Annotated in this window: 12 protein-coding genes; 7 read left to right on the top strand and 5 right to left on the bottom strand. The window is 58.8% G+C overall.

All coding sequences use genetic code 11. The features are described from left to right. Positions 1-51 precede the first annotated feature (51 nt). The 3 genes from topA to E3W21_RS21235 all read left to right on the top strand — a co-directional run bounded on the left by topA (position 52) and on the right by E3W21_RS21235 (position 3,739). The gene (topA, locus tag E3W21_RS21245) at positions 52-2,685 is read left to right on the top strand and encodes a type I DNA topoisomerase (protein ID WP_129442908.1); all 2,634 of its coding nucleotides are present in this window, start codon (positions 52-54) and stop codon (positions 2,683-2,685) included. A 141-nt stretch (positions 2,686-2,826) separates the two neighbouring features. After that, the gene (locus E3W21_RS21240; protein WP_046047843.1) at positions 2,827-3,351 is read left to right on the top strand and encodes a DUF6586 family protein; all 525 of its coding nucleotides are present in this window, start codon (positions 2,827-2,829) and stop codon (positions 3,349-3,351) included. Positions 3,352-3,505: 154 nt separating this feature from the next. Next, complete coding sequence (locus E3W21_RS21235) at positions 3,506-3,739, top strand: hypothetical protein (RefSeq protein ID WP_046048057.1); 234 nt, start codon at positions 3,506-3,508, stop codon at positions 3,737-3,739. A gap of 94 nt (positions 3,740-3,833) precedes the next feature. Here the strand turns inward: E3W21_RS21235 and sulA are convergent, their stop codons facing one another. Together sulA and lexA are read right to left on the bottom strand one after the other, a co-directional pair. Further along, a complete protein-coding gene (gene sulA, locus E3W21_RS21230; RefSeq protein ID WP_046055276.1) occupies positions 3,834-4,307 on the bottom strand; it encodes an SOS-induced cell division inhibitor SulA in 474 nt (157 codons plus the stop codon). A 10-nt stretch (positions 4,308-4,317) separates the two neighbouring features. Further along, positions 4,318-4,926: a transcriptional repressor LexA gene (lexA, locus tag E3W21_RS21225; RefSeq protein WP_007933171.1), complete on the bottom strand. Its 609-nt coding sequence runs from the start codon at positions 4,924-4,926 to the stop codon at positions 4,318-4,320. A gap of 229 nt (positions 4,927-5,155) precedes the next feature. Between lexA and E3W21_RS21220 the strand changes: the two genes are divergently transcribed. The 4 genes from E3W21_RS21220 to E3W21_RS21205 all read left to right on the top strand — a co-directional run bounded on the left by E3W21_RS21220 (position 5,156) and on the right by E3W21_RS21205 (position 11,135). Beyond that, positions 5,156-5,863, top strand: coding sequence for a TetR/AcrR family transcriptional regulator (locus tag E3W21_RS21220; protein ID WP_129442910.1), 708 nt, complete (start codon positions 5,156-5,158; stop codon positions 5,861-5,863). A gap of 170 nt (positions 5,864-6,033) precedes the next feature. Beyond that, positions 6,034-7,032 carry a beta-N-acetylhexosaminidase gene (gene nagZ, locus E3W21_RS21215; protein ID WP_178082712.1) on the top strand — a complete coding sequence of 333 codons (999 nt, stop codon included), beginning with the start codon at positions 6,034-6,036 and terminating at the stop codon, positions 7,030-7,032. A gap of 12 nt (positions 7,033-7,044) precedes the next feature. Beyond that, entirely contained in the window at positions 7,045-7,782 is a 738-nt protein-coding gene (locus tag E3W21_RS21210; RefSeq protein ID WP_134421746.1) for an S-methyl-5'-thioinosine phosphorylase, read from the top strand. 998 nt (positions 7,783-8,780) lie between these two features. Beyond that, complete coding sequence (locus E3W21_RS21205; protein WP_371927134.1) at positions 8,781-11,135, top strand: DEAD/DEAH box helicase; 2,355 nt, start codon at positions 8,781-8,783, stop codon at positions 11,133-11,135. Between the two features lie 139 nt (positions 11,136-11,274). Here the strand turns inward: E3W21_RS21205 and E3W21_RS21200 are convergent, their stop codons facing one another. The 3 genes from E3W21_RS21200 to mfd are packed head-to-tail and all read right to left on the bottom strand — an operon-like array spanning position 11,275 to position 18,017. Then, positions 11,275-13,968, bottom strand: coding sequence for a DEAD/DEAH box helicase (locus E3W21_RS21200; RefSeq protein ID WP_134421745.1), 2,694 nt, complete (start codon positions 13,966-13,968; stop codon positions 11,275-11,277). Between the two features lie 10 nt (positions 13,969-13,978). Beyond that, positions 13,979-14,557: a CsiV family protein gene (locus E3W21_RS21195; protein WP_129442920.1), complete on the bottom strand. Its 579-nt coding sequence runs from the start codon at positions 14,555-14,557 to the stop codon at positions 13,979-13,981. A 10-nt stretch (positions 14,558-14,567) separates the two neighbouring features. Then, positions 14,568-18,017 (bottom strand): transcription-repair coupling factor, encoded by a 3,450-nt coding sequence (gene mfd / locus E3W21_RS21190; protein ID WP_129442922.1) that lies wholly within the window; start codon positions 18,015-18,017, stop codon positions 14,568-14,570. Between the last annotated feature and the right edge of the window lie 41 nt (positions 18,018-18,058).

The raw sequence follows: 18,058 nt of genomic DNA, 5'->3' as shown, positions 1-18,058 counted from the left end.
CGTCAGGCGCCAACCGCCTTTCACTTCTAGAATTCAGGAATTTTCTGATCCATGGGCAAATCGCTGGTCATTGTGGAATCCCCGGCTAAGGCCAAGACCATCAACAAGTATCTGGGTAACCAATACGTGGTGAAGTCGAGTATCGGCCATATCCGAGACCTGCCCACCAGCGGTTCGGCTAGCGCCAGCAAAGAGCCAGCCGCCAAGCGCGGCAAGGCCGCCGCGGGTGAAGGTCCGGTGCTCACGCCGAAAGAGAAAGCGCGCAAGCAGCTCGTCTCGCGCATGGGTGTCGATCCCGATCATGGCTGGAAAGCCAAGTACGAGATCCTCCCGGGCAAGGAAAAGGTCATCGAAGAGCTGCGCCGGCTCGCCAAAGATGCTGACACCATCTATCTCGCAACCGACTTGGATCGCGAGGGGGAAGCCATTGCCTGGCACCTGCGCGAAGCCATCGGTGGTGATGACAGCCGCTACAAGCGCGTGGTGTTCAACGAAATCACCAAGAAGGCGATTCAGGAAGCCTTCTCCAAGCCGGGCGAGCTGGACATTGATCGTGTAAACGCACAACAAGCGCGTCGTTTCCTCGACCGCGTGGTGGGTTACATGGTTTCGCCGCTACTGTGGGCCAAGGTCGCTCGTGGCCTGTCCGCCGGTCGCGTGCAATCGGTTGCTGTGAAGCTGGTCGTCGAGCGTGAGCGTGAAATCCGCGCGTTCAACCCGGAAGAGTACTGGGAAGTTCACGCCGATCTCGGTACCGCCAAGGGCGCAACCGTGCGCTTTGACGTCGCTCGCGAGAAAGGTGAAGCCTTCAAGCCGCTTAACGAAGCCCAGGCCATGGCCGCGCTGGAGAAGCTCAAGGCTTCCAGCTACAGCATCGTCAAGCGCGAAGACAAACCGACCAGCAGCAAGCCGTCGGCACCGTTCATCACGTCCACTCTGCAACAGGCCGCCAGTAACCGCCTGGGCTTCGGCGTGAAGAAAACCATGATGATGGCCCAGCGTTTGTACGAAGCCGGCTACATCACTTACATGCGTACCGACTCCACCAACCTCTCGGCCGATGCCGTGACGATGGCGCGCACTTATATTGAAGGCGAATTCGGCAAGAAGTACCTGCCGGAAACCCCGAATGTCTACAGCAGCAAGGAAGGCGCACAAGAGGCTCACGAAGCGATTCGTCCGTCCGACGCCAACACCGAGCCAAGCAAGCTGTCGGGCATGGAGCGCGATGCAGAGCGACTTTACGAGCTGATCTGGCGCCAGTTCCTCGCTTGCCAGATGCTGCCGGCCCAATACCTGTCGACCACGGTCACCGTCGGTGCCGGTGACTTCGAGTTGCGCGCCAAAGGCCGCATCCTGAAATTCGACGGTTACACCCGCGTCATGCCGCAAATCGCCAAGCCTGGTGATGACGACGTGCTGCCGGACATGGCTCAGGGCGACGCGATGAAGCTGATCAAGCTTGATCCGACCCAGCACTTCACCAAGCCGCCGGCGCGTTACTCGGAAGCGAGTCTGGTTAAAGAAATGGAAAAGCGCGGCATCGGTCGTCCTTCGACCTACGCGGCGATCATTTCGACCATCCAGGATCGTGGCTACGTAGCGTTGCACAACCGTCGTTTCTACTCGGAAAAGATGGGCGACATCGTTACCGAACGTCTGGCCGAGAGCTTCTCCAATCTCATGGACTACGGCTTCACCGCCGGCATGGAAGAGAACCTCGATGACGTGGCTCAGGGCGAACGCGACTGGAAGAACGTGCTCGATGAGTTCTACGGCGATTTCAAGAAGAAACTCGAAGTAGCCGAAAGCGCCGAAGGCGGCATGCGCGCCAACCAACCGGTGATGACTGACATTCCGTGCGTGTTGTGCGGTCGTCCGATGCAGATTCGTACAGCATCGACTGGCGTGTTCCTCGGTTGCTCGGGCTACAGCCTGCCGCCGAAAGAGCGCTGCAAGGCCACGGTCAACCTGGTGCCGGGCGACGAAATTGCGGCGGACGACGAGGGTGAATCGGAATCGCTGGTGCTGCGTGGCAAGCACCGCTGCCCAATCTGCAGTACGGCGATGGACGCTTACCTGCTGGATGAGAAGCGCAAGCTGCACATCTGCGGTAACAACCCGGATTGCTCTGGCTACGAAATCGAAGAGGGCACTTATCGCATCAAAGGCTACGAAGGTCCGAGCCTGGAATGTGACAAGTGCGGCAGCGAGATGCAGCTCAAGACCGGCCGTTTCGGCAAGTTCTTCGGTTGTACCAATGCGACGTGCAAGAACACCCGCAAACTGCTGAAAAGCGGTGATGCAGCACCACCGAAGATGGATCCGGTGAAGATGCCTGAGCTGAAATGCGAAAAGGTCAACGACACCTACATCCTGCGCGACGGTGCTTCCGGCCTGTTCCTGGCGGCCAGTCAATTCCCGAAAAACCGCGAGACGCGTGCTCCGCTGGTCATGGAAATTGTGCCGCACAAGGATGAGATCGATCCGAAGTACCACTTCCTCTGCGAAGCGCCGAAGAAAGATCCGGACGGCCTGCCTGCTGTGATCCGTTACAGCCGTAAAACCAAAGAGCAGTACGTACAGACTGAAGTCGACGGTAAGCCGACTGGCTGGAAGGCGTACTACGACGGCGGCAAGTGGACGGTTGAAGACAAGCGCCCGGCGAAGACCGCTAAGGCTTAACAGGTGCTGTACTGAAAAGGCCGCATGACAACCCTCAGGTTTTCATGCGGCCTTTTTGTTTTGTGCTTGCGGTGAACTCGGGTGATCCACGACACTGTCTGACCTGCGTGAAGCAATTATTTCGTTGTGGAGGCTGCCGTCATGGCCCACGAACTCTATACCCGTACCAACCAGAAGATTTACTTCGCCGGCCTGTCGCTGGAAGCGCTCGCCAGAGCCGAAGAGGGGCGGGCGATGAACTCCCTGGCGCTGATCCAGGCCGGACGCGAGTCAGCCCTGTTTCACCTGTACGGTGCGTTGCTGGGACTGTGCCATGAAATCGCCGGTTTCTATCGCTTGCCTCAGGCCAATGCGCCTCGGGCCGAGTTATTGCTGACGCGCGAAGTGCTTGAAGCCATCGCGATTCCGGAAATGGCCGAGATGGTCGAGTTGGCCAATAATTCGGAAACCTGGCTGGCCAAACTGCTGGCAGCCCATGCTGCACTGTTTCAGCCGCCACGGGCGCCGCACAAGCCTAAGGGTGACGTGACGCAACCACTGATCCTGGCCGTTAACCTGGATGAAGAAGAGGCTCCACAAGAGCTGAGCCGGGAAGAGCTGGAGAGCTGGCGTCAGAACCTCAAGGGACTGGCGATTCGGTTTCGCGAAGGCCTGAACGAATGCTGAAGGATTGAGCGGAATAATGGATGGCCCGCTGGGTTGTCCGTTCAGGGATGAGAACTGTCGGACCTTTCTCTTTGTAGTGGCATCTGGTCAAGATCCCGAGCGAAGCCTGGCCGATGCCTATATAATCCCCGCCTTTCGTGGAGAACAGACCTTTATGCCAACGTCCTTTCTAGAAATTGTCGAGTTACCAGACGGCCGTATTGAGCTGCGCAGGGCTGAGGACGAGGGTTCTCTGGTTACTTTGGATTTCTCCGAGGATGCCAAAGCGTTCCTGCAGGGCCAGCACGTGGAAGTCGCCAAGGCGATGTTGAGCGTCGGCGTTCAGATGGCCGGACGCTTGGTTGAAGGCGATTTCAATACGGACGAGGGGTCTCGGGTTCTTCATTGATCCCGCCCGTCGGTTTTTTGCTGATATCGCTACAGGTCGGCTTCTCTATCCTTGGAGAAGCCCTGCGCTGTTCAACGCGCGCATTGTTTGTCAGTTAACCCAATCGAATATTCAGGCTTTGTGCGTCCCCGATCCGGGCGGCGCTGATCAACTGTTGCCGTGAAGTTGTGCTCAATGGGTTGAGCCAGCTGACCACCGTGTGGCTGCGGCCCAGGCGCAAGGCCTCGCAGGTCAACTGCTGAGCGCTCTGAGTGCCGCGCGGTTGCAGCAGCAGGATGCGTTCGCGGTTAAGGCCGGCGTCCCGCAACCAGGTCTGGGTCAGGCTGGCGGGCGGAGCGATCAGCGTCAGCCAGCGCGCGTCCTGGTCCTGACTCAGTTCCCTGAGAATCGGCGCAAGAAGGTTCAGGCAGTTCCCGGCTGCACCACGCAGCGACAGCTCACTGAAGACTTCGGGCTCGGCGCTCCAGGGTGACTCGACCACGTCTTTCAGGATCGGCGCCAATGGCTGCACCATGAAAGCCTCGAACAACGGCAGTTGGGCTTGCTGTGATGTGTGTGGGAACTGCATAAAGCCTCCTTTAGCGGCGAATGACGCCGACGCTCAAGCCTTCGATCACCAGTTCCTGATCTTTCAGGTTCACTTCGATAGGGGCGAATTCAGGGTTTTCGGCAATCAACCAGACCTTGCTACCATCGCGCTTGAAACGCTTGACGGTCACTTCGTCGCCGATCCGCGCTACTACGATCTGGCCGTTGCGGGCTTCGCGGGTGGTGTGCACTGCCAGCAGGTCACCGTCGAAAATGCCCACATCCTTCATGCTCATGCCATGAACCCGAAGTAGATAGTCGGCGCGAGGATGGAAGAACGACGGGTTGATGTTGCAGGACTCTTCGATGTGCTGCTGGGCGAGGATCGGAGCACCGGCAGCCACTCGGCCTATGATCGGCAGGGTGGACTCGTCGGCCTTGGCTTCGAAGCCGGGGATGCGAATACCACGGGAAGCACCGGGCGTCATCTCGATCGCGCCCTTGCGGGCCAGCGCCTTGAGGTGTTCTTCCGCCGCATTGGGCGACTTGAAACCCAGTTCCTGAGCGATTTCCGCGCGGGTGGGCGGGTAGCCGTTGTCTTCGAGGCAGCGTTTGATGAAGGCCAGAATCTCTGCTTGGCGTGGCGTCAGCTTTAGCATATTGATCGCTCTGTCTTTTTATACAGTGACTGGGATTATATACAGTGGAACGGTCTTGGCAATGCTCCTTTTTTTGCTGACCGCCAGACGGTCGATAAGCCTGCTGACTCACGCTTGCGAGTTGTATGGTTAAATAGCTGACCGACCATTCTCAAAACGAACTGCCAGGCTTGACAAGGCACAGGCTGAAACGTATGTTTCAAACAAGTGTTTGTCAGGCGGAGTAGCCATGGCCCAGTCGGAAACCGTTGAACGCATTCTTGATGCTGCCGAGCAATTGTTCGCGGAAAAAGGTTTCGCTGAAACCTCATTGCGTCTGATCACCAGTAAGGCCGGTGTCAATCTGGCGGCAGTGAACTATCACTTCGGTTCGAAGAAGGCGCTGATCCAGGCAGTTTTCTCGCGCTTTCTTGGGCCGTTCTGCTTAAGCCTTGATAAAGAGCTGGAGCGGCGTCAGGCCAAGCCGGAGAACAGGCCGACGCTTGAAGAGCTGCTGGAAATCCTCGTCGAGCAAGCCTTGGTGGTGCAACCACGCAGCGGCAACGATCTGTCGATTTTCATGCGTTTGCTGGGTCTGGCTTTCAGTCAGAGCCAAGGGCACTTGCGACGTTATCTGGAAGACATGTACGGCAAGGTGTTCCGCCGCTACATGATGTTGGTCAACGAAGCTGCACCGCGTATTCCGCCGATTGAGCTGTTCTGGCGCGTGCACTTCATGCTCGGCGCCGCCGCGTTCAGCATGTCCGGTATCAAAGCCCTGCGCGCAATTGCCGAGACCGACTTCGGCGTCAACACCTCCATTGAGCAAGTCATGCGTCTGATGGTGCCGTTCCTGGCAGCGGGTATGCGCGCCGAAACCGGCGTGACCGATTCGGCCATGGCCACCGCGCAGTTGCGTCCACGCAGCAAATCAACCCCGGTTGCCGCCAAGGTTTAACCGCGCACGGGTGGGCGCGGCAGCTGACATCCGCTAAGCTAGCCGCCCATGCCGACTCTCGTTCTGAACCCGCTCCCCATTTGTATCGCCGACCTGCCGGGCATAGCCCATGGCGGCGATTTTGTGCGAGCCGGGTTTATCGTTATCAAGGAATCTCTATGACTGCTGGCCTGCAAGGCTCGTTGATGGTGGACGTCGCCGGTACCTGGCTGACGGCTGAAGATCGCCAATTGTTGCGCCAACCCGAAGTGGGCGGCCTGATCATTTTCGCCCGCAACATCGAACACCCGCGCCAGGTACGCGAGTTGAGCGCCGCCATCCGCGCCATTCGCCCCGATCTGCTGCTGGCAGTCGACCAGGAGGGCGGCCGGGTTCAGCGTTTGCGTCAGGGCTTCGTGCGACTGCCAGCCATGCGCGCCATCGCTGACAACCCGAATGCCGAGTACCTCGCCGAGCAGTGCGGCTGGCTCATGGCGACTGAAGTGCTGGCTGTCGGCCTCGATCTGAGTTTCGCTCCGGTGCTGGACCTCGACTTCCAACGCAGCGCCGTAGTCGGCACTCGTTCATTTGAAGGTGATCCCGAGCGTGCAGCGTTGCTGGCGGGTGCCTTCATTCGCGGCATGAACAGCGCCGGCATGGCCGCCACCGGCAAGCACTTTCCCGGTCACGGCTGGGCCGAGGCCGATTCCCACGTTGCGATCCCTGTTGATGAGCGCAGCCTTGACGAAATCCGCGCCAATGACCTGGTGCCGTTCACCCGACTGAGCAAGCAACTGGCTGCGGTCATGCCGGCCCACGTTATCTATCCGCAAGTCGATTCCCAACCCGCCGGCTTCTCCCGCCGCTGGTTGCAGGACATCCTGCGTGGCGAGCTGCAATTCGACGGTGTGATCTTCAGCGATGACCTGTCCATGGCCGGCGCCCACGTGGTCGGCGATGCTGCCAGCCGTATCGAAGCGGCGCTGACGGCCGGTTGCGATATGGGCCTGGTGTGCAACGATCGCGCGGCCGCTGAATTGGCTCTGAGCGCCGCCCAGCGTCTGAAGGTAAAACCGTCCGAGCGCATCGCGCGGATGCGCGGCCAGTCGTACGCCAGCACTGAATACCGTCAAGACCCGCGCTGGCTGATAGCCGTCGGCGCGCTCAAAGAAGCTCAACTGATTGATTGAGGACTTTTCGTTATGACGGTTTACGCGATTATCGGCGGCACCGGCCTGACTCAACTCGAAGGCCTGAGCATTCGTCAGTCACTGGCGGTGGACACGCCGTACGGCGCGCCTTCGGCTGAAGTGCAGATTGGCGAGTACGCCGGCAAGGAAGTGCTGTTTCTTGCGCGCCACGGTCATCCTCACCGTTTTCCGCCGCATCAGGTGAACTACCGCGCCAACCTCTGGGCGCTGAAACAGGCTGGCGCCGAAGCGATTCTCGCGGTCAACGCCGTGGGTGGGATTCATTCCGCGATGGGGGCCGGACATTTCTGCGTGCCGCATCAGCTGATCGACTACACCAGTGGTCGCGAACACACCTATTTCGCCGATGATCTGCAGCAGGTCACACACATCGACTTCAGCTATCCCTACAGCGAGCCACTGCGTCAGCAATTGATCGCGGCGCTGGCGGCTGAAGGTGTCGGCTATAGCAGTTATGGCGTATACGCCTGCACTCAGGGGCCACGGCTGGAAACTGTCGCTGAAATCGCGAGACTGGAGCGCGACGGATGCGACATCGTCGGCATGACCGGGATGCCGGAGGCAGCATTGGCTCGTGAGCTGGAATTGGATTACGCCTGTCTGGCGCTGGTAGTAAACCCGGCGGCGGGCAAGTCGACGGCGGTGATCACCATGGCCGAGATCGAGCAAGCGCTGCATGACGGAATGGGCAAGGTGAAGTCGACGTTGGCCCGGGTGCTCAAAGGCTGAGTCTTGATACCTGCAAACTACAGTCACTTTCAGAAGCGTTGATTTTATGCCAGCAATTATTGAGCAACTTCATGAGCTGCCGTGGGCGGAGGAGTTCAGTCATCGCGCTCTGGATAAGGCTCGCAGATACGCTGTAGAAAGCCGGGTACAAATCCGCGAAATCGAGGACGCTCTCGTTCTCGCAATTTGCAAAGGTTCCCAAGGGAATATCTACGAACAATCCATTGAACTCATTGAAGACCCTAATGGTGAGTTTGAACTGGTTTGCTCCTGTTCGTGTCCAGTGGTGATCAATTGCAAACACTGCGCAACCGTGCTTTACAACCTGCAAGAACTCCCCGTGGACTCGTTCAAAAGCACTGCCTCCGTCCAACTGAATCGTGACTTGGAGCGTTGGCTCAATGATATTCCTCGCGACGCTCCGGATCGCAATGGGACTGCGCAGAGCACCGGCACGTGCTTGGGTATACAAACTCAAAGCAACGTCCACTACAGGCAAGTGGTTGCTGGAGATTTGCAAGGCTCGTCAGCTCAAGGATGGCCGCTTGCAGGACATCAAATCTGTGTTCTCGCCGTCAGACGCACTGATGCGAGAGCCTGGCTATCTGTCGGAGCTTGATCTGCGAATCGCAAGATTGCTGGTCGCCGTCCACTCCCATCATTCGTTTTACAGCGGTTATCCCCTGCAAGGCAGCAGTGGTGCCGAAGTTCTTCAATTGGCATTGAAAACTTCACGCCTGTATCTCGACTTCGAACAATTGCAGCCGCTGGTACCTGGAAAGAGCAGGTCTGCGCAGTTTGCCTGGACCGTGCAAGCCAGCGGCAGCTTCCGTCCTCAATGGCGTAGTGACGAAGCGCCAGAAGAAACGATTCTGGCGCTGGAACCTTTGTACTACCTAGACCGCGAACGGATGGAGGTTGGGCCGCTGCTAAGCGAGCTAGACGAAAAGCTGGCCTGCCATTTGTCATTGGCCCCTGACATTCCCGCACGCCAGGCGATGCAGTTCAGCCATCGGATGGGCGCTGTGACTCGAGTTGTGCCTCCACCGCATGCATTGACCGAGCGGGTCGTCGATGACGTCGAACCCCAAGCCTTCCTGACACTTGCAAGCACCAACCGTTACAGGAACTGGAAGTACGAACCTGAGCACCGCGCTGCGTTGGCGTTTACGTACAACGGCCACATGGCGGCGGATAAAAAATCTTCAGAAGTACTGATACTGTCCGGCACCGAAACCCAGCGCATTCAACGTAAACCCGTGATTGAAAAAGCCTTGCGCCATGCCTTACAAAAACAAGGCTTCAAAAAGGCTACTCGTAAAAGTGATGCATTACCTGATAGTGCAGGCGAAATGTTCGATTTGCCGGACGACTCGGCTTGGCTGGCTTTTGTGCAATCCGGGGTCCCAGCGCTCAGAGAGGCAAATTGGCAGATCCGTATCAACGAGGGCTTTCATTTCAATTTGCAGCCTATAGATGAATGGTATGCCGATGTCGAGGAATCTCCGGGACGCGAGTGGTTCGATTTGCAGTTGGGTATCGTGGTCAATGGCGAGCGCCACAGTTTGTTGCCCATCCTGCTTCAATTGTTGCGCAGGCAACCGCAACTGTTGAGGCCGGCAGAGCTGGCCTTGCGTGATGATGACGATCACGTGCTGATCGATCTCGGCAGTGGGCAGTTGGGTGCCAAGCCAGGCATAAAAGTTGCGCTGTCTTTGGGGCGGATCAAGCCATTAATGGCAACGCTCGGCGAGTTGTATTTGGGTGTGAGCAGCAGTGCCTCGTTACGCTTGAGCGCCCCTGATGCAGCGCGATTGAGTGAGTTGGAGGGGCTGCCGCTGGTCTGGCAGGGCGGCGAGCGCTTGCGCAGTTTCGCGAAACGCTTGCGTGAATCGACTCATAAGAACGTTGCTGTTCCGCAAGGCCTCAACGCCACACTGCGGCCTTATCAGCATGAAGGTCTGAACTGGATGCAAACCCTTCGTGAGCTTGAGGTCGGCGGTATCCTTGGCGACGACATGGGCCTGGGCAAGACCTTGCAAGCACTGGCTCATTTGCTAGTGGAAAAGCAGGCAGGTCGACTCGATCTTCCGGCACTCGCGGTGATGCCGACCAGCCTCATTCCCAATTGGCTCGACGAAGCGGCACGCTTCACCCCGCAGCTGAAAGTCTTGGCGCTTCATGGCGCCACTCGGCAAAAGGACTTCATCAACCTTGCCGAATACGATCTGGTGTTGACCACGTATGCGTTGTTGCCGCGTGATCTTGAGGTTTTGCAGCCACAGGTCTGGAGTGTGCTGATTCTCGATGAAGCACAGAACATCAAAAATCCGCTCAGCAAGGCCGCTCAGGCTGCCCGTGATTTGGAGGCCCGGCAGCGTTTGTGCCTGTCCGGTACGCCGTTGGAAAATCACCTCGGCGAGCTATGGTCACTGTTTCACTTCCTGTTGCCCGGCTGGCTTGGCGACAGTAAAACCTTCAATCGCGACTACCGCACCCCGATCGAGAAACACGGCAACAGCGAGCGGATGCAGCACCTGACCGCCCGGATAAAGCCCTTTCTGCTACGCCGCAAGAAAGAACAGGTCGCCACCGAGTTGCCGCCAAAAACCGAGATCGTGCATTGGATCGAACTCAGCGATGGGCAGCGAGATGTTTATGAAACCGTGCGCGTAGCGATGGACAAGAAGGTGCGTGACGAAATTGCCCGTAGCGGCGTTGCGCGTAGCCAGATCATCATCCTCGACGCCTTGCTCAAGTTGCGTCAGGTGTGCTGCGATCTGAGGCTGGTCAAAATGTCTCTGACGGCGAAAGCACTTCGTGCGGGCAGCGGCAAGTTGATTGGCTTGATGGAGATGCTGGAGGAGTTACTCGGTGAAGGGCGCAAGATTTTGCTGTTTTCGCAGTTCACTTCGATGCTTGCATTGATTGAGGAAGAATTGCTGCATCGTGGTGTTGGCTATGCGTTATTGACTGGCGAAACAACTGATCGGCGCACGCCAGTCAAAGACTTCCAGAGCGGCAAGGTGCCGTTGTTCCTGATCAGTCTGAAGGCGGGCGGCACGGGGCTTAATCTGACAGCGGCCGACACGGTGATTCACTTCGATCCGTGGTGGAACCCTGCTGTTGAAAATCAGGCCACCGATCGTGCTTACAGGATCGGTCAGGACAAACCGGTATTCGTTTACAAGATGATTGCCCGGGGCACGGTGGAGGAGAAAATACAGGCACTGCAACAGGAGAAGGCAGCGCTGGCCGGAGCGGTACTTGAAGGCGGAACAACCGGGGGATGGAAGCTTGATCAGAGTGACATTGAAGCGCTGTTTGCCCCGTTGCCTGATCCCAGGTCCTGATAAAGCGTGACTGCAGTGAGTCCGAGCTGACGCCATCGCGGGCAAGCCACGCTCCCACAGGATTGATGTTAACTCTGTGGGAGCGGCGGTGCGGCGGTCCGACTTGCCCGCGATAGCAATCTTTCTGGCGCCGCCGATCTCAGCGTTTTTCAAGTTTATCCGGCAACGGCGCAAACAACGCTTCAATATCGTCACTCTGCAACTTCCAGTCCCCGGTCTTGCGCCCATCCAGCACGCCAGCCGCCAAGTCGGATTTTTCCTTCTGCAGATGCTGAATCTTCTCTTCCACCGTGCCCCTGGCAATCATCTTGTAGACGAACACCGGCTTCTCCTGACCAATGCGATACGCCCGGTCAGTGGCCTGATTTTCCGTCGCCGGATTCCACCACGGATCATAGTGAATCACCGTGTCGGCTTCGGTCAGGTTCAAGCCGACGCCACCCGCCTTCAGGCTGATCAGAAAGATCTGACGCTTGCCGCTCTGGAAGTCTTTGACCGGGGCGCGCCGGTCGCGGGTCTGCCCGGTCAGCAGCGCATAATCGACTCCGCGTTTTTTCAGCTCGTCTTCAATCAACGACAGCATTGAAGTGAATTGCGAGAACAGCAGGATCCGCCGACCTTCATCGAACAATTCCTCAAGCATTTCCATCAGGCTGTCGAGCTTGCCCGACGTGCTGCCGCGAGTGGGCAGGGTGGCATCGTTGACCAGGCGCAAATCGCAGCAGACCTGACGCAGCTTCAGCAGCGCCTCAAGAATGATGATCTGGCTGCGCGCCACGCCCTTGCGAGTGATCTCGTCGCGGACTTTCTTGTCCATCGCCAGACGCATGGCTTCGTACACGTCGCGCTGGGCTTCGTTCAGCTCGACCCAATGGATGATTTCGGTTTTCGGCGGCAACTCGGTCGCCACTTGTTCCTTGGTTCGACGCAGCAGGAATGGTTTTATCCGACCGTTGAGGTGCTGAAGTCGTACTTCGCTGGCGCGTTTTTCAATTGGGACGCGGTAATCGCGGTTGAAGCTTTTCACGTCACCCAGCCAGCCGGGCAGCAGGAAGTGAAACAGCGACCACAGCTCGCCCAAGTGGTTTTCCAGCGGCGTACCGCTCAAGCACAGACGCTGACGGGCATTCAATTCGCGGGCGGCGTGGGCGGCCTTGCTGTTGGGGTTCTTGATGTACTGCGCCTCGTCCAGAACCAGCACGTGCAAAGGCTGCGCGGCGAGACGTTCGACGTCCTTGGGCAGCAGCGCATAGGTGGTCAGGATCAGGTCGTAATCGGCCAGCGTGTCGAAATGCTTTTTGCGACTGGCACCGTACAGCGCCAGCACTTTGAGTTGCGGCGTGAAGTGCGCTGCTTCATCCAGCCAGTTGGGGATCAGGCTGGTGGGCATCACCACCATGCACGGCCGATCGAGGCGTCCGGCGTTCTTCTCACTGAGAATGTGCGCCAGGGTCTGTAGGGTTTTGCCCAGACCCATGTCGTCCGCGAGAATCCCGCCGACTTCCAGTTGCCGCAGCGACTGCATCCAGCTCAAGCCTTCCAGCTGATAGGGGCGCAAGGTCGCGTTCAAGCCTTCCGGTGCGGTCGTGGTGAAGTCCTTGATGTCCCGCAGTCGCTGGGCAAAGGTGCGAATTTTCTCGCCACCCTCCCAGAGCAACGGCAAGTCTTCCAGCGGATTCAGTCGCGTGGCATCGGCTTTGCTCAGGCGCAGCGTCGTTTCGCCGGGCCCTTGCAGGTAGAACTCGCCGAGGGTCGCCAGTACCGGTTTCAATCGGCCGAAGGGCAGGGCGACTTGCAACGGGCCGTATTCGGAGTTCGGGCGATTGGGAATGTTCACCAGGATCAACTCGTCGTCGCGACGTCGTGCAAGGCGTTCCGGGTTGAGGATCTCGGTGTGAGAGCGCATCAGGTTCAGCAGGATCGGCAGCAGACTCAGCCGTTCTCCGTTGACGATGATTCCCAGTTCCAGATCGAACCAGTCGCGCTCCGGTGCCTGTTCTACGGTGGCGTACCAATCGTCCACGGCAGTCAGGTCGAAACCGAAGTCTTCGTCGATCTGCAACTCCCAACCCTGGGTGCGCAGCTTCGGCAGTTCATTGAGGGTGAAGGTCAGCCAGGCGCTGTCGTTGACCATCTCGAAAAGTTCGCCGGCACTTTCCGGCAAGGCTTTGCTTTGCCGGGTGGCGACCTTGAAACCGAGGATTCGTAGTTGCTCCCTGTAGGTCTGTTCGACTTCCGGGTGGCGTTTTATCCGTAACGTTTGCGTCTCCTGACGTATCAGGATGTCAGCATTCTTCTGCCCGGAAACGTATTCATCCAGATAGCTGAAAGACAACGCCGCGCGATGCTGAATATAACGCTGCATCTTGCCGTTGCGCGGTTCGAAGGCGCTGAACTCGATGCTCGCCAGCCACAAGCGCGGCACCGGTTGCACGTTATCCACCAGCACTTGCGGCGGCGCCTTCGGGCTACGGTTTTCCAGTACGGCTTGAAGTTTCTCGAGTAGCTCGGCGTCTTGCGCGGCGGCGGGGTAAGCCAGGGTTTCCTGCACTTTCAGCAGCACCGCCGCGCAATGCTTGCAGTTGCTGTGGACCGGGCAGGTGCAGGTGGCGTCAATCATCAGCAACGTGGCTTTGGCTGACTCGCGCAGGTGAATGGTCTGACGGTAAACGTTACCGCCAGAGCCCTCGCAGGCGGCAATGATCGTGGCGTCGCCGGCCTCGACGATCCTGACGCGGTTCTCCAAAGCGTAGCGACGGCCACGCTCCAGGCTCTGTTCCTTGAATCGGCTGACCCAGGAAGGTGCCAGGGGTTTGCTCAGGGTCGCTGACATAAGGACTCAATCAGTCCGGAATTTCATCGGGGACTGGCCGAGGCGCAGGGGCAGTCAGCGAGGTGATCTTGATCAACATGCCCAAGTGGCCGTTGTCGAGGAAGTTCAGCTGGCCGTTCTTGGTATGGCTTTCCTGCTTCATACGTTCGCTGGCGGTGACCATGCCGTTGGCGTCGATCTGGTTGACCCAGAAGTCTGCATCCACGTCGGTGAATCGTCCCAGTTTCATGCTCAGCGTGCCCTCGATCGGGAACTGGCCGAACTGTTCTTTGCCCTCGCTTATCGCAACTTTGCTGTCTTCTTCGCCAAGGTTCTGTTGCCACGCCTTGTGCAGCAACACCGTGTATTCATTGCTGGCGGTGAGTTTTTCCACTTCAGCATTGAGGCTCGGTGTGCGCAGGCTGTCGGGGTTGATTGGCTGAGCTCCAGCAGCCCAGTCTTCCGGCGCGGCGCGGCTGACGATAGCGGGCACGGCGTTTTGGCGGACCAGAATCATTTCAATCTGATACAAGTCATCGGCAAATGCCGTAGGGGTGACCAGTGCTGTTATTAACATTGTCAACAAGGTCAGTAAGCGAAACAGGCGCATGCGGCGTCCTTCAAGCAGTTTTCGGAATGAGGTGCTCAAACAGCGCCTCTACAGTATTAAAGCGCTCTTCCGAGCGCTCCATCGGCACCTGGAATTTAAACATCGTGGCGCCTTCGAATTTGTAACGTTTTGGCTGGCTCTGAATCAGCTTGATCAGCGTCAGCGGGTCAACCGGGGTTTGCGCCGCGAACTCGATTCGACCCCCTTGCGGGCCGCCGTCGACTTTCTTGATGCCCAGTAGCTCGGCCTGTAATTTCAGCGCGGTAATGCGCATCAGGTTCTTGGTTGGTTCCGGCAACAGACCGAAACGATCGATCATCTCCACCTGCAAGTCCTTGAGGCCTTCCTCGTCGGTGGCCGAGGCGATGCGTTTGTAGAGAATCAGTCGGGCGTGCACGTCCGGCAGATAGTCCTCGGGAATCAACGCCGGTACTCGCAGATTGACTTCCGGACCACCGCCGAGCGGTTGATCGAGGTTCGGTTGTTCGCCCTTGCGGATCGACTTTACCGCGCGCTCGAGCATTTCCATGTAAAGGGTGAAACCGACGGCCTGGATCTGCCCGCTCTGCCCGTCGCCGAGCAATTCGCCGGCGCCACGGATTTCCAGGTCGTTGGTGGCGAGCACGAAACCCGCGCCGAGGTCCTGGGTATTGGCGATCGCTTCCAGACGTTTTTCGGCGTCAGGCGTGATTTGCTGGCGCGGCGGCGTCAGCAAATAAGCGTAAGCCTGGTGGTGACTGCGCCCGACCCGGCCGCGCAACTGGTGCAACTGCGCCAGGCCGAACTTGTCGGCACGCTCGATGATGATGGTGTTGGCGCTCGGCACGTCAATGCCGGTCTCGATGATGGTCGAGGCGATCAGCACGTTGAACCGCTTGTGGTAGAAGTCGCTCATCACTTGTTCGAGATCGCGTTCGCGCATCTGCCCGTGGCCGATGCCGATCCGTGCTTCCGGCACCAGTTCGGCGAGGTCGGCGGCGCATTTCTCGATGGTCTTCACGTCGTTGTGCAGGTAATAGACCTGACCGCCACGCAACAGCTCACGGAGCAAGGCCTCTTTGACCGTGCTTTTGTTCTGCTCCATGACGAAAGTCCGTACCGACAGGCGACGGGCCGGCGGCGTGGCGATGATCGACAGGTCGCGCATGCCCGAGACCGCCATGTTCAGCGTGCGCGGAATCGGCGTGGCGGTCAGGGTGAGGATGTCGACTTCACTGCGCAGGGCCTTGAGCTGTTCCTTCTGACGGACACCGAAACGGTGCTCTTCGTCGATGATCACCAGCCCCAGGTTTTTGATTTTTACGTCGTCCTGCAGCAGCTTGTGCGTGCCGATGACGATGTCGATCTTACCTTCGGCCAGATCCGCGACCGCGGCGTTTACTTCCTTGGTCGACTTGAAGCGGCTCATCACTTCCACGCTCACCGGCCAGTCGGCGAAGCGGTCGCGGAAGCTGTTGTAATGCTGCTGGGCGAGCAGGGTGGTCGGCACCAGAATCGCCACTTGACGACCGCCGTGTACCGCGATGAACGCTGCGCGCATCGCCACTTCGGTCTTGCCGAAACCGACGTCGCCGCAGACCAGGCGGTCCATCGGTTTTGGCGCGAGCATGTCGGTGCGCACGGCTTCGATGGTGGTTTGCTGGTCCGGGGTTTCTTCGAACGGGAAGCCGGCGCTGAAGGTCGCGTAATCGGCTTTCGGGTCGGCGAACGCATAACCTTCGCGAGCGGCGCGGCGGGCATAGATGTCGAGCAACTCGGCGGCTACATCGCGTACTTGTTCGGCAGCTTTGCGTTTGGCTTTCTGCCAGGTCTCGGAGCCGAGACGGTGCAGCGGGGCCAGGGCATCGTCGCTGCCGGTGTAACGGGCGATCAGATGCAGGTTGGCCACCGGCACGTAAAGCTTGGCGTTTTCGGCGTATTCGAGGGTCAGGAATTCGGCGGCCTGACTATCAATTTCCAGAATCGTCAGCCCGAGGTAACGCCCGACACCGTGATCGATGTGCACCACCGGCGCGCCTTCGCGCAGCTCGGTGAGGTTTTTGATAACGGCATCGTTGTTGGCGTCGGCGCGTTTCTCGCGGCGACGGCGCTGCATCACGCGCTGACCGAACAACGGGCTTTCGGCGACCAGGGCCAAGGCCGGATCGTCGAGTACCAGACCTTCGTCGAGCGGCGCGATGGTGATCGCCAGGCGCTCCTTGCTCGCGACAAAGTCCGGCCAGCTGTCGACGGTTTTCGGTCGCAGCTTCAGGCGTTCCAGCAACTCCAGCAACACTTCACGACGGCCCGCGGACTCGGCGGTAAACAGCACGCGACCGGGAAACTCGTCGAGGAAACCCGCCAGCGCCGCCAACGGTTGGGTGGCTTTGGCTTCGATGGCCAGGTTCGGCAGCTCCCGAGCGGGGAAGCGCTCGCGGCCAACGCCGGTTTCCACGTCCTGTTGACTGGCGACCACGCGCGGCCAGTTCTTCAATCGAGCGAAGCAATCTTCCACTGGCAGGAACAGTTCAGCCGGCGGCAATAAAGGACGGGCCGGATCGACGCGGCGCTCTTCATAGCGATTGCGCACATCGTTCCAGAAGTTTTCCGCCGCTTGCTCGATGCCGGGCAGGGAAAACACTTGCGTGTCCTGCGGCAGGTAATCGAACAGTGTAGAGGTTTCGTCGAAGAACAGCGGCAGGTAGTACTCGATACCGGCCGGTGTAATCCCGCTGCTCAAGTCCTGGAAGATCGGGCAGCGACGGAAGTCGACATCGAAACGCTCACGGAAGCGCGCCTTGAAGCGGGTGACCGCATCCTTTTGCAGCGGAAACTCTCTCGCTGGCAGGAGGCGAACCGTTTCAACCTTGTCGATGGAGCGCTGGTTTTCCGGATCGAAGGTACGAAGAGTCTCGATTTCGTCGTCGAACAGGTCGATGCGGAAAGGCAGCTTGCTGCCCATCGGGAACAGGTCGATCAACGAGCCGCGCACGGTGAATTCGCCATGCTCGTAGACGGTATCGACATAGCGATAGCCGCTGGCCTCAAGCCGGGTGCGCATCTGCTCGACATCGAGCTTCTGGCCGATGTCCAGCACCAGGCTGCTGCCGAGCAGGAATTTGGTCGGCGCCAGGCGATGCAGGGCTGTGGTGATCGGCACGACCAAAACGCCATGACTCAGCTCCGGCAATCGATACAGCGCGGAGATTCGCTGGGAAATAATGTCCTGGTGCGGCGAAAACAGATCGTAGGGCAGGGTTTCCCAGTCCGGGAAATGCAGCACCGGCAAATCCGGGGCGAAGAAACTCAGCTCCTGTTCCAGCCGTTCGGCACTTTGGCTGTCGGCGGTCAGCAGCAGGGTGAAGCGCTTGGCAGCGCTGGCGGCCTCGGCAATGGCCAGGCTCAGGGCGGCACCGGGCAGGTTGCCCCAGTGCTGTTTACCTGCCGCGGCAGGGAGAAGCGGTAGACGCAGAACGGGCACGGAAGGTTGAGCTCCAAGCGTTGCGACAAAGTCGGTAATTG

Origin of the sequence: Pseudomonas sp. F01002, from assembly GCF_004402115.1 — a bacterium.
GTDB lineage: Bacteria > Pseudomonadota > Gammaproteobacteria > Pseudomonadales > Pseudomonadaceae > Aquipseudomonas > Aquipseudomonas frigoris.
The sequence above is the reverse complement of the archived record's forward strand: the minus strand, read 5'-3'. Positions and strand labels throughout refer to the sequence as shown.

Coding starts and splice junctions, on each gene's coding strand:
- topA (WP_129442908.1), top strand. CDS start 52: ATGGGCAAATCGCTGGTCATTGTGGAATCCCCGGCTAAGGCCAAGACC.
- E3W21_RS21220 (WP_129442910.1), top strand. CDS start 5,156: ATGGCCCAGTCGGAAACCGTTGAACGCATTCTTGATGCTGCCGAGCAA.
- E3W21_RS21205 (WP_371927134.1), top strand. CDS start 8,781: ATGCAGTTCAGCCATCGGATGGGCGCTGTGACTCGAGTTGTGCCTCCA.
- sulA (WP_046055276.1), bottom strand. CDS start 4,307: ATGCAGTTCCCACACACATCACAGCAAGCCCAACTGCCGTTGTTCGAG.
- lexA (WP_007933171.1), bottom strand. CDS start 4,926: ATGCTAAAGCTGACGCCACGCCAAGCAGAGATTCTGGCCTTCATCAAA.
- E3W21_RS21210 (WP_134421746.1), top strand. CDS start 7,045: ATGACGGTTTACGCGATTATCGGCGGCACCGGCCTGACTCAACTCGAA.
- E3W21_RS21195 (WP_129442920.1), bottom strand. CDS start 14,557: ATGCGCCTGTTTCGCTTACTGACCTTGTTGACAATGTTAATAACAGCA.
- E3W21_RS21235 (WP_046048057.1), top strand. CDS start 3,506: ATGCCAACGTCCTTTCTAGAAATTGTCGAGTTACCAGACGGCCGTATT.
- E3W21_RS21200 (WP_134421745.1), bottom strand. CDS start 13,968: ATGTCAGCGACCCTGAGCAAACCCCTGGCACCTTCCTGGGTCAGCCGA.
- E3W21_RS21240 (WP_046047843.1), top strand. CDS start 2,827: ATGGCCCACGAACTCTATACCCGTACCAACCAGAAGATTTACTTCGCC.